The sequence below is a fragment of the Halomonas sp. JB37 genome, assembly GCF_002332255.1.
Taxonomy (GTDB): Bacteria; Pseudomonadota; Gammaproteobacteria; order Pseudomonadales; family Halomonadaceae; genus Vreelandella; species Vreelandella casei.
On sequence record NZ_NRGW01000001.1, the window covers coordinates 3078943 to 3091461 of the forward strand.

Annotated in this window: 9 protein-coding genes; 2 read left to right on the forward strand and 7 right to left on the reverse strand. The window is 54.8% G+C overall.

What is annotated here, in order from left to right; translation table 11 throughout:
- The first annotated feature begins 23 nt into the window (after nt 1–23).
- Nucleotides 24–305, forward strand: coding sequence for a hypothetical protein (locus CIK78_RS14350; protein ID WP_096281354.1), 282 nt, complete (start codon nt 24–26; stop codon nt 303–305).
- A gap of 12 nt (nt 306–317) precedes the next feature.
- Here CIK78_RS14350 and CIK78_RS14355 read toward each other — a convergent pair whose 3' ends face one another.
- Together CIK78_RS14355 and rlmKL are read right to left on the reverse strand one after the other, a co-directional pair.
- Entirely contained in the window at nt 318–653 is a 336-nt protein-coding gene (locus CIK78_RS14355; RefSeq protein ID WP_096281356.1) for a glutaredoxin family protein, read from the reverse strand.
- Between the two features lie 23 nt (nt 654–676).
- Nucleotides 677–2962, reverse strand: a complete 2286-nt coding sequence (gene rlmKL / locus CIK78_RS14360; RefSeq protein WP_096282395.1) for a bifunctional 23S rRNA (guanine(2069)-N(7))-methyltransferase RlmK/23S rRNA (guanine(2445)-N(2))-methyltransferase RlmL — start codon at nt 2960–2962, stop codon at nt 677–679.
- 370 nt (nt 2963–3332) lie between these two features.
- Between rlmKL and rmf the strand changes: the two genes are divergently transcribed.
- A complete protein-coding gene (gene rmf / locus CIK78_RS14365) occupies nt 3333–3542 on the forward strand; it encodes a ribosome modulation factor (protein WP_096281358.1) in 210 nt (69 codons plus the stop codon).
- A gap of 53 nt (nt 3543–3595) precedes the next feature.
- Here the strand turns inward: rmf and CIK78_RS14370 are convergent, their stop codons facing one another.
- From CIK78_RS14370 to CIK78_RS14390, 5 genes are all read right to left on the reverse strand, one after another.
- The gene (locus CIK78_RS14370) at nt 3596–4627 is read right to left on the reverse strand and encodes a quinone-dependent dihydroorotate dehydrogenase (protein ID WP_096281360.1); all 1032 of its coding nucleotides are present in this window, start codon (nt 4625–4627) and stop codon (nt 3596–3598) included.
- Nucleotides 4628–4751: 124 nt separating this feature from the next.
- The gene (locus CIK78_RS14375; RefSeq protein WP_096281362.1) at nt 4752–9587 is read right to left on the reverse strand and encodes an NAD-glutamate dehydrogenase; all 4836 of its coding nucleotides are present in this window, start codon (nt 9585–9587) and stop codon (nt 4752–4754) included.
- Between the two features lie 163 nt (nt 9588–9750).
- Nucleotides 9751–10869 (reverse strand): tRNA (uridine(54)-C5)-methyltransferase TrmA, encoded by a 1119-nt coding sequence (gene trmA, locus CIK78_RS14380; RefSeq protein ID WP_096281364.1) that lies wholly within the window; start codon nt 10867–10869, stop codon nt 9751–9753.
- Between the two features lie 67 nt (nt 10870–10936).
- Nucleotides 10937–11743 carry a glutamate racemase gene (gene murI, locus CIK78_RS14385; protein WP_096281366.1) on the reverse strand — a complete coding sequence of 269 codons (807 nt, stop codon included), beginning with the start codon at nt 11741–11743 and terminating at the stop codon, nt 10937–10939.
- A 184-nt stretch (nt 11744–11927) separates the two neighbouring features.
- Nucleotides 11928–12473: a hemerythrin domain-containing protein gene (locus CIK78_RS14390; protein WP_096281367.1), complete on the reverse strand. Its 546-nt coding sequence runs from the start codon at nt 12471–12473 to the stop codon at nt 11928–11930.
- Between the last annotated feature and the right edge of the window lie 46 nt (nt 12474–12519).

The window sequence follows — 12519 nt, forward strand, 5'->3', positions numbered from 1 at the left end:
AAAGGGCATTTAAGGAGAGTGTTGTGATCGTACGCTGGGAAACCAACCATGACTATGTGTTGGTTCATATTCACCAGGATATGTTTGGTGATTGGATTTTCAGTCGCGCCTGGGGCCAAATCGGCACTCAGTTTGGTGGCCTGAAACATCAGCTAGCCGACACCTTGGACCAAGCCCAGATGTGGCTTGAGGACGAGGCCACGATTCAGTCCTCACGGGGTTTTCGTAAGATACTGGAAGTGGCCGACCATACGCCTGAAGGCCAGGAGGCCATGCGTCAGCTCTCACTACTGGATTTGATTTAAGCAGCTCATTCGCTAGCCTAAAAAGCGCCGCCCGCTACGCTCATGAACACCGGTAGGTGCCGCGGCATCTGGAGGCGTTGCAAGCGCCGCCAGCGCCGTTTCATTCAACCAGCCGTGTTCGCGTAGCCAAGCGCTCAAGCGCGCTAATTCGAAGCCACGCTCCAGCTCCTCCCCTTGGCTATCCACCAGCACCGGTATGCGCGTACCGTAGCGCTCAACCAGCTCAGCATCATCAATAATCTCAATATGATGCAGCCACACTCTTTGATTCGCCAGCGTGGCTACCAATGTCTCTAGCTGAGTGCATAGATGGCAGCCCTGGGTTGTATAAAGCGATAGCCGGATCATTCCAATGCTCTCCTCTGGCAGGCTTAGTGAGCCGCTGGATGACGGAGTAGAAACACATGGTGCAAATTAGTACGCCGTTGGAAGTCGGGGTCAAAGCTACGCCCGGTGATGTCTTCTACCGCGTAACGTTCGCTGAGTGCTTCATCCAACTTAAATCGCCGCTGGTTATTAGAAAACACTAGCGTGCCGCCGGGTGCTAATCGCGCCATAGCGAGATCCACAAGACGCGGATGGTCACGCTGCACATCTAGCGTGTCGCGCATCTTCTTCGAGTTAGAAAACGTCGGCGGATCCATGAAGATCAGATCAAACTCGGTACTCGCGGTTTCTAACCAGCGGAAACAGTCATCGCGTACGACCCGGTGTAGGCGCGTATCAAGCTTATTCAGCGCGAAGTTGTCTTTAGCCCATTCAAGATAGGTGTTAGACATATCCACACTGACGCTGTCACTAGCACCGCCTAATGCCGCTTGCACCGTTGCCGTAGCGGTATAACAGAACAAGTTTAAGAAGCGCTTGCCGCTGGCCATCTCACCTAGCATGCGACGCACCGGACGATGATCCAGAAATAACCCGGTGTCGAGATAGTCACGCAGGTTCACCCATAGCCGCGCGCTACCTTCCTGCACTTCAAAACGCTCACCGCTCGCGCCACGCTTTTGATACTGGGCGCTGCCAGCCTGCCGCTCGCGGCGTTTAATATAGATCTTACTGGCGTCAACGTTCAGCGCCTCTGGCATTACTTCCAAGGCGTCGTACAAGCGCTTTTGCGCCTGAGAAGGATTGATTGAGCTGGGCGCTGCATATTCCTGCACATGCACTCGATCACCGTAACGATCCACCGCAAGGGCATACTCGGGCATATCGGCGTCGTATACGCGGTAGCTCGTTTCGCCGCTCTGTTTCAGCCACTTCTTCAGGCGCTTTTGATTTTTGATTAGGCGGTTGGCAAACATCTGCGCATTGTCTTGAGCTTTTGGCGCAGGTGAATCGTTTGGAACCGCTTGCGTATCAAAGCCAGCCGAGGCTTCACTCGTGGCCTCACGACGTTCTGCGCTAGCCGCTGACACTACCTCGCCATTACCCGCGGGAGCCGCGCTCTCGGCATCAGTGCCATGCGCCGCTCCACCCACATCCATCAGCAGCAGCTTGGCATCCAGGGCACCGTTTTTAAGCGCGTACTGTTTGTGCGCCCGCATTCCTAGCCGATGGCCCAAATCAGGGTTGCCGGTAAAGACTGCCAGCGTCCAGCCAGGGAACAGTGCTTTGGCTTTCTCGCCCAGCTGCGCGTATAGGCGCACAAGCTCGGGCAGCTCACCCAGACGCTCGCCATAAGGCGGATTAGTAATCAACAGGCCGCTTTGCGCGGTCAGCGTATCGGGCCTGGTAAGCTGGGCAAGACCCTGCCCATGCAGCGTCATTAATGCGGGGATACCGGCCCGCATAGCGTTGGCTTTCGCAGCCGTTAGGGCCGCTGGGCTCTGATCAAAACCTATCAGCTGGGCTTTGCAACGTTTACGGCCAATCGATGCACGCGCTTCGGCTTCACGCTTTTGCTCACGCCATACGGAATCATCGTGACCCGCCCAGCCGTGAAAACCAAACCGCTCGCGATTGAGGTTAGGCGCTTGATCGGCGGCCATCATAGCGGCTTCGATAAGCAGCGTTCCCGCGCCACATAGTGGGTCAATCAGCGGCTCACCGGCTTTAAGGCGCTCAGGCCACCCTGCACGCACCAACAATGCGGCGGCTAAATTTTCTTTCAGCGGTGCATGCCCAACGTCGCGTCGATAGCCACGGCGGTGCAAACTTTCACCTGAAAGATCGAGGCCAATAGTCAAGTTCATCCGGTGCAGGTGAGCATAAATACGCAGATGCGGCGTTTTGATATCGACGTTAGGGCGCTCCTGCCCTGCCAGCTGCAGCGCATCGACCACGCCGTCTTTAACCGTTTGTGCGCCAAAGCGGGTATGCCGTATATGTTCACTGCGGCCATGAAAATCCACCGCCAGCGTGTTTCCAGGCGCCAAGTGGTTTGTCCAGGCAATGCGTGCAACCACATCGCGCACCTGTTCGGCGGTATCGATCATCGGCTCGCGCACCAGCGTTAAAATGACGCGGTTAGCTAATCTCGACCATAGGCATACGCGATAGGCAATCGCTTGGCTGGCAGTAAAATAAACACCTGCCACCGTTGTTTTACCCGGCGTGGCGCCTAGCGCCATGAGTTCATCGTGCAGCAGGCCTTCAATGCCTTTCGGGCAGGTGGCTAGCAGACTTAAGGGGGCGTTTTGACTCGGCTCAGTCATGATATTGGTCATGATAATAGCTGCGCGGAAAGGCGCGATATTCCTATATATAGCAAATGAGTTTACGTTTTGTGACAATTTATAGTCGACAGATGACCCCATCATGGTCTAACAATAAGAGAGTAGCTACTGAAAAACGCATGCGTTACCTGTCAGGATCTCTTAAGAAGGTAGTTTGAAAGAGGCCTATGATGGATAAGAGTTCGCCGCTCGACCCGTTCAGCTCGTGAGGGCTAGGCAGTTGAGTTGATGCGGCAGCTCGCTCTTGAAGCAAGCTCTCGGAATAGCAGATGCTGTCGGGCATATTTTATGGATAGCTTCGATAACATCCTATTTCTTCTTAAAGGCTTTCGTGAAAAGAGGTTAGCCAATGAAACGACAAAAGCGTGATCGCTTCCAGCGGGCATATGTCCACGGCTATAAAGCAGGTGTATCGGGTCGCTCTCGCGATGATTGTCCCAGTCAAGATATCAATTTACGCGAATACTGGATGAGCGGTTGGCGTGAAGGTCGCGGCGACCAGTGGGACGGGATGACCGGCGTTTCCGGCATCCACAAAAACCCTCTGGTCATGACCTAGCGTTTTATATTTTCTAACGTTTAAACGAAATGTTTTTAATAAGCCCACCCTACTCAGTGGGCTTTTTTAGTGCCTGACGTCTTCAATGCCTTGGCACACTCGCCCACGAGCCTGGGGCCTTGATAAATCAAGCCTGAATAAAGCTGCACTAAATCCGCACCAGCGGCCATTTTTGCCTCAGCGGCGGCAGCACTGTCGATCCCCCCGACGCCTATAATGGGCAGCGTTGGCAAGTGTTCACGCAGCTGTCGAATCACACGATTAGACGCCTCAAAGACCGGCCGTCCTGACAGCCCGCCGGCCTCCTCGGCCTGAGGGTCGCCCTGCACTGCCTCGCGGGAAACAGTGGTGTTGGTAGCGATGACGCCATCCAACGCATTGCGCTCAATGCTTCCCGCCATTAGCGCGACTTCTTCTTCGCTCATGTCCGGAGCTATTTTGATCAGCAGAGGTACGTGGCGACCCGCTTGCGTATTTAACGCTGTGGCGCGTGCGCGAATGGGCCCCAACAGTGCATCTAGCTGTTCACCAAACTGTAGGCTGCGCAGGCCAGGCGTATTAGGCGAGGAGACATTAACGGCAATGTAATCCGCACAAGAATGCACGGCATCTAGGCACAACAGGTAATCGTCCAGTGCGTGCTCTACCGCGGTGGTTAGGTTTTTACCAATATTTATGCCCACAATGCCGCCATAGTGGCGTTTTTTAACCTGCTGAATCAGATGCTCAACCCCTTTGTTATTAAAACCAAAGCGGTTGATGATCGCGTCATGCTGCGCCAAGCGAAATAGCCGTGGCTTGGGGTTGCCTGGCTGTGGCTGTGGAGTGACCGTCCCGACCTCGACAAATCCAAACCCCAGCGACCCCAGTGCATCAAGATGGTCTGCGTTTTTGTCCAGCCCGGCGGCCAAGCCAACCCGATTAGCAAACCTTAGCCCCATCAACTCGATAGGATCATTGACCGGCTGACCAAACAATCGTGCTACGCCACCGATACGATGCAGTGACTCGAGCGCACTTAGCGCCATCCCGTGGGAGGTTTCTGGATCGATGCGAAAGAACAGCGAGCGGGCAAGCGCGTACATGGCGAGTCTCTTGAAGCGAATCGAAAACGGGCGCCAGTATAACGCAATAAAGCGCGCCCTGGTGGAGAACCAGGGCGCGCTTTAACCTACCAAGAACACATTACCAAAAATAAAAGCTACGATTTTAGGCTTCGTTATCGCTCTCGGCCAAATCCACCAGTTCGCGCACCGCCACGGCAAAGAGCGCAAAGCCACCTTCATTCCCGCTGCGCACTTCTTCGATAAGACGACACCAGCGACGATGTAGATCAGCGTGCTGATCCAACCACTGTGCCACTCGCTCTTCGATATCGCGACTACCCGCATCCAGCTTCAGCACGCTGGTGGTAAGCGCAAGCTGTTGACGCTCTATGTCATCACGGAAGGTTTCCCGTGCCTGCGCCTGCCAGGCATCGCGCACTTCCAGTTGGTTCACCTGCTGAATCATCCAAGGTAGTTCTAACCGGCTACCGACCTCGTAAAGCACCTCGGCCACTCGCTGGGGTTTTTCATTGGTTATCCGAGCGGCTTGGATAATGCCTAGCCCGGCGTACAAGCTCGATGACGCCGCAACGGTAGAAGCCAAGGCTTCAGGCACACCAGCGTCTAAAAGCTCGTCACGGCGCGCACTCCAGCCGCTGAGCTCTTCACCACTCAGCAGCTCGCCGATGCCTTCTTGCAGCTGCGCCAGGCGCGGAGCGAAATACTCAATAGTATCTTGAGTGGAAAGCCCCAAGTGCTGGCGCACGAACCAGCGCGTAGCGCGGCGGATTAAACGCATTAAATCGAGCATCATTGAATACTGGATGCGGTTAGGCACCTGATTATCCAAGGCCTCAATTTGCGCCCACAGCCCGGCCAAGTTGAAGCTATCGCGCGCTACCACGTAGGCGCGCGCAACATCGGCACGGCCCGCCCCGGTTGAATCAATAAGGCGGCGCACAAACACGATGCCCATGTGATCCACCAAGTCGTTGGCAACTTGGGTCGCCACGATTTCACGCTTAAGACGGTGCTCATACATTTCGTCTTTAAAGCGCTCAACCAGCACCGCTGGGAACAGCCGCTCAAGATGGCGATGAATATAGCTGTCGTCAGGCACATCGGACGTGATCAAATCGCCCTTCAGCGTGCTCTTGGCATAAGAAATCAGTACCGAGAGTTCCGGTAAGCGCATACCTTGCGCATTGCTGGCGCGCTCTTTTAACGCTTCATCGGTGGGTAGGAACTCAAGCTCGCGGTCAATCTGCCCTGCGGCCTCCAGCTCGCTGATAAAGCGGCGATAGGGCCCCAGTGATTGATTGGAAAGAATCGCCGATAGGTCTAGCGCCTGACTTTGGCGGTAGTTATCCAGGATGACCAGGTCGGCCACTTCGCCTGTCATTTCCGCTAAAAGCTGATTGCGCTGTTTTTCAGTCATATCGCCACGCTTGACCACTTCATCAATCAAGATTTTGATATTGACCTCGTGGTCGGAACAGTTCACACCGCCTGCGTTATCAATGAAGTCAGTGTAAACACGGATTCCTTTGGCGGCGGCTTCCATACGCCCGCGCTGGGTCAACCCGAGGTTACCGCCTTCACCGACCACGCGGCAGTTCAGCTCAACGCCGTTGATCCTTAGGGTGTCGTTGGCTTTGTCACCCACATCGGCATCGGTTTCGTCGGAGCTTTTCACATAGGTGCCGATACCGCCGTTCCAGATCAAATCCACCTGGGATTTGAGCATGGCGCGAATCAGTTCATTAGGCGACAGGCGCTCCTCTTCAATGCCAAATACCTGCTGCATTTCAGGCGTGATGCTGATCGACTTAGCGCTGCGGCTAAAGATACCGCCACCGGCAGATATCAGCTCCTGGCTGTAGTCTTCCCAACTGGATCGCGGCAATGTAAACAACCGTTTGCGCTCAGCAAAAGCGGCGTCGGCATCCGGATTGGGATCAACAAAGATATGCAGATGGTTAAACGCACCCACCAGCTGAATTTTGTCGGAAAGCAGCATGCCGTTGCCGAACACATCACCGGCCATGTCGCCGATCCCGACCACGCTGAACAGCTCGCGCTGGGTATCCAAATCCAGGTTTTTGAAGTGCCGCTTCACGGATTCCCAAGCACCGCGTGCGGTAATCGCCATTTTCTTATGGTCGTAACCATTTTCGCCGCCCGATGCAAACGCATCGCCCAGCCAATGGCCGTACTCAATAGAAATGGCGTTAGCGATATCAGAGAACGTCGCGGTGCCTTTATCTGCAGCGACGACCAAGTACGCATCGTCTTCATCATGGCGGACAACATTTAAAGGCGGCACAACGTCGCTGCCGACTAAGTTATCAGTGATGTCCAACAGCGCGCGGATAAAGATCTGATAGCAGGCAATACCTTCTTTTTGCACCACTTCACGGCTGGCATTCTCGGGCATGCGCTTGCAAACGAAGCCGCCCTTGGCGCCTACCGGTACGATCACCGCATTCTTCACCTGCTGCGCTTTCACTAGCCCTAATACTTCGGTGCGGTAGTCTTCAAAACGATCAGACCAGCGCAGACCGCCGCGCGCCACTTTACCGCCGCGCAGATGCACGCCCTCAACCCGGGGCGAGCAGACAAAAATCTCGAACATCGGCCGCGGCTTAGGCATGCCGGTAACTTTAGAGGGCTCAAGCTTATAGGCGATATAGTCTTTAAAGCGGCCATCTTCGGTCAGCTGATAATAGTTAGTCCGCAGCGTGGCGAGAATCAGCTCCATAAAGCGGCGTAACAGTTGGTCATCGTTAAGGCTAGCAACGCTCTCCAAGTGCTCGTTCAAACGCGCAATGGACTCATCGGTTGCATGGCTCTGCTGCTCAGGATCAAAGCGTAGGCCAAATAACGCCACCAACTCTTTGGTGATAGCCGGATAATTCGCCAACGTAGCGGCAATGTAATCCTGAGACATACCAAAACGGATTTGCTTGAGATAGCGCGCGTAGCCTCGCAGCATCGCTACTTCACGCCAGTCGAGCCCCGCGCCAATAATCAGGCGGTTGAAGGCATCGTTATCAGCTTCGCCGGCCCATATGCGCTTGAAGGCTTCACTAAACACATCGCGCATATCGCTTAGATTGACATCCGTACCGCTGTGTTCAAGCTCGAAATCGTGAATCCAGTAGCGCTGGTCGGGGGCGTTAATGTCGTAGGGGCGCTCACCGATTACCCGCAGGCCGAGATTTTCCATCATCGGCAGTACGTCTGAGAGCGGAATTTGCGATTCGCGGTGGAACAACTTCAGGTTCACACCGCCGCCCTGCTCTTCCAGCGGGCGATAAAGCGACAGCGATAGGTCATCGCCGTTGTCCAGCGTTAACAGATGCTGAACATCAAACACGGCCGTACGGGCCGAGAAGTCTTCGCGATAGCTGGCTGAAAACGCTTCGCGGAACTGATCCATCAGATGATTCGCGTGCTCTTCACCAAACCCTTCAATCATCGCGCTTTGCAGCTCATCCCGCCAGCTGCGTGCCAGCCGCGCCACTTTGCTTTCAAGACGCTTAAGATCGTAGTCGCTCGGCGCATCGCCGTTAAAGCGTAGAATCAGCTGAATACGCGCCAGTACCGACTCGGAGAGATAGGTATTGAAATCGCCAAAGTGGGCGTCTAACTCATCGCACAGCACGTTTTGAATTCGCTGACGCAGGTCCGTCGTGAACACATCGCGGGGCACAAAAACCAGGCAGGAGTAGAACTTGCCACTGATATCGGCGCGGATAAACAGCCGTACCTGACGGCGCTCACGAATGTTCAGAATGCCAAGCGAGGTGCTGGCAAGCGACTCGGTGTCAATCTGGAACAGGTCATCACGGGGATAGACTTCCAATACCTGCAGCAGCTGCTTACCGTTATGCCCCTGGGGATTGAAGCCGGCGATATCCATCACTGCTTTCAACCGACGGCGCAGCAGCGGAATATTTCGCGGTGATTCGTTATAAACCGTCGAGGTGAATAAACCGAAGAAACGCCGCTCGCCAATAACGTTACCGTCATCGTCATAGCGGTCAACGGTGATGTAATCGGGATAAGTAGGACGATGTATCCGCGAATGGTGCGCGCTTTTCGCGAAAGAAAGCAGCTGGGGCACCAGCACGTAGCCATTGTGCTCATCCACACCCTCTTCGGTGCGAATACGCTCACAGTAGCGCGGCTGATCTAGGCGGAAAACGCCCAGCACGCTCTCGTTATCGCGCTGTAATTGATCACCTAGCTCGCCGTCTTCCAAGCGATATTCATCGTAGCCCAGGAAGGTAAAGTTATCCTTGAGCAGCCACTCTAAAAAGGCGATCGCCTCTTCGTGGTCATCGGGATCAATTTGCGGCGGACAGTTTTTTTCTAGCTCTTGAATCGACTCGGTAATTTGCGAGCACATAGCGTCGTAATCGCCCACGGCGGTACGTACATCGCGCAGCACTTCGTGCAAATTACGTTCAATTTTTTCCAGCAGCGCCATGTCGGTGTGGCGATCGACCTCAATCACGATCAGCGATTCACGCGCTTCAGGCGCGTTCTCATCGCGTGGCGACGTCAGCGACTGCAGCTGATGGCGCTCATCACGCGCCACTGCCAGCACGGCGTTTTGAATAGCATGCACCGTCAAACCACGACGGTTGAGCTCGATACGCACCGAGTCAACCAGGAACGGCATATCCTCATGCAGAACGGCCACAAAGGTATGTGTTGACTGCCAGCCGTGCTCTTCAAAGTCGGGATTAAACACCCGCACCTTGGGGCTTTGCGGGTCGTGGTGCTGCAAGAACTGCCAGATCGATAGCGTGGCGCCATACAGGTCGTCTAGGCGACGATCCACTAGGTCTTCCACCGGCACGGTGGCATAAAAGTGTCGAGCGAAGGCATCCACAGTTGCCGCACGGGCAGGCTCTAACCGCGCACTTAGTCGTTCCTGCAGCTGTTTCAAAAGATCTTGCCGGCTCTCTTCAATCGCAACGTAGTGCATCCATCACCTCGACTACTTAGGCCTTTTTTCGGCCAAAAAACGAAGGACAATAGGCCTTTAGGCCAACATATCGTCTAGCTTACGCTACCTGTGGCCACCTCACTAATCACCTGACAGGTTAATCATGGCACATGCCACTTATGCATTAGGCTATGGGTACAACCTAGCCGTCGCGCCGCTGCAGCAATACCCCGCATTCACAGTGATCTGTAAAAGGGAATTGATCAAACAGCGCAAAGCGCTCAATCCGATGGGTTTTGGTCAGTATGGTCAAGTTTTCCGCCAACGTAGCGGGGTTACATGAAATATAGACGATCTGAGCATATTCACTGAGCTGTTCACAGCTTTGCTCATCTAAGCCTGCACGCGGTGGGTCGACCAGAACGGTGGAAAAATCGTAGTCCTCCAGGGCCATTTCCGCCACGCGCCGTCCGGCTTTCTCGCCTTTAAGCGCCAGTGAAAACTCCTCCGCTGACATCCGCGCAATATGGGCGTTGGCCACGCCGTTGGCATCTAAATTGACGTTGGCACTAGCCACCGACGTGCGGGAAATTTCGGTGGCCAGCACCCGCCGAAAGTTATCCGCCAAGGCAATAGTGAAATTGCCGTTACCGCAGTAAAGCTCCACTAAATCGTTCTGGGCGCCTTCCTGCTGTTTGCCTGTCACTTCTCGCGCCCAGCTGAGCATTTTCTGGCAAATATGTGCATTGGGTTGGGTGAAGCTATTTTCGACCTGCTGATAGTGCAACGTGCGGCCATCTACCTCCAGACGCTCCCAGACATGGTCGCGCGTTAAGACAATACGCTGCTTACGTGAGCGGCCAATAATCATGATGCCCAGCGCTGCTTCTAAGGCGCGCGCCTCTTGCTCCCACTCGTCCCCTAGCGGCCGATGGTAAACCAGCGTTACCAGCGCCTCGCCCGACAAGGTGGTTAAAAACTCGACCTGAAAAAGGCGACGACGCAGCTCATCTGATTGAAGGCATGCTTCACGCAGCTGTGGCATGAGCTGGTTGATGCGCGTACTGGCAACGGCATATTGGTCAAGCCGAACGACACGCTTATTTTTTGGATTTGCAGCATCCACCTCAAACATGGCGTAAAAAAGATCGTCACCTTCATGCCAGATACGAAACTCACAGCGCTGGCGATAGTAGCCAGGCGGTGACTCAAAGACCTCTAACGCTGGCGGCTGAAAAGCGGCAAACGTAGTTTCCAGATAATCACGTTTAGCGGCTAGCTGCTCAGCATAACGTTCAGGTTCTACAACGGGGATAGCCAAGGCTGCTCCTCATGGATTTAATCAGTTCGATAACAGTGATGGGGGTTAGCGTCGTTCGGCATTAGTCTTAATCAGCCATGCCTTTTAGCAGCTGGGGCGCTTTAAACCCATAGCGCGCAAAACCCACGGTCAGGTTAGTGGCGGGCGCGGTGGTAAAGCAGCGACCATCGTGATGCCTGCTCGTGAGCGGATCAACGACTTGCGCGACCCGCCGAGCAATAGCATCGCCGGAGTCAATCCAATACAGCGGCATCGGGGCAAGCTGCGTCAGCCACGGCTTCAGTAGCGGAAAATGGGTGCACCCCAGCACCACGGTGTCTAGCGCCGGCTGCGTTGAAGGCGTAGGCAACACGGCCTGCCACAGCGGGGCCAGCGCCGCCTGCATACGAGCAACGCTGGGCGCCCCACCGGCCAAGTACGCTTCTGCTTCGATCACCAGCGCGTCGGCAGCAACCCGCGTAATAACACAATCGCTGGCAAAACTATCAATCAAGCGCTGGGTGTAGGGGCGCCCCACCGTTGCTTTAGTGGCTAGCAGCCCAATATGGCGTGTCTGACTCATCGCGGCGGCAGGCTTAATGGCGGGCACCGTTCCCACCACGGGGATGGTCAGCTGCTCGCGCAAAGTCTCCAACGCTAAGGTGCTTGCAGTATTGCAAGCTACCACCAGCACGCTGGGCTGGCAGGCGCCAACGGCGGCCTGGCACACCGCCACAATGCGCTCAGCCAGCGCAACGTCATCGCGCAAGCCATAGGGTAGCCACGCATTGTCACAGGCATAGCACATAGCGACATCAGGATAGTGTTGGCGTAGCGACTGCGCCACTGACAGGCCGCCGACGCCGGAATCAAAAATTAATACAGGGGCTTGCATGACTCTCTCTGCATGACGTTTTACTCATGGCGCTCTTTGCATAGCTCTGCTGACGCTGATTTTTTTCAGCGCCGAGAAAAGTTATCGCTGAGTCTTGCGCAGCATAAAAACGGGGCCGCTAGTTTAGCATGCCCCGCGAGTGAGATTATCGACTGGCGTTAAGAAGAAAAGAGTAATCGCTGGGCTATACTTCGGGCACGTCGGCACCGCGCAACTCTGCGTAAAGTTCAGGATAGGCTTCCTGCAACCGCTCAAGCTCCTGCTCAGCGCCTTCGGGCAATGCTTGTCGCAGCTCTTCCATATCTTCTGGGCTGAAGTGTTCGTCAATCAACGGGAATAACCCCTCGCGCTCATGGCGCAGATAGGCACGATGCGCTTCTAAATAGTCCTTTAGATCCTCGGCAAAGCGATCCATGGGGAGCACATTGTCCATCAGAATCATATCGATATCGTTGGATAGACGCTGTAAACGTGGCTTTAACTCTCGATAATCAATCGCCATTTGTTCGGTAAGCGCAAGATGCTCTGGGGCTTGCGTCTGAAGCCGTTCAACGCAGACGCGCTCAAGCGGGGCGGCAAAGCCATCCATGTAAGATAAAATGTAATCAACGACTTCGCGCATTAACTTGAAGTTGGGGCGCTCACCCAGTGCTAGCGTTTTTTGCTTGAGCTGCAGCACGTGGAGCAATCTCGCCATGTTGGCATGATCTAGACGCAGTTGGTTTAACATCGAACCGTCTCCTTTATTGAGTCATGCCTGCCATCGCACCTTGCGG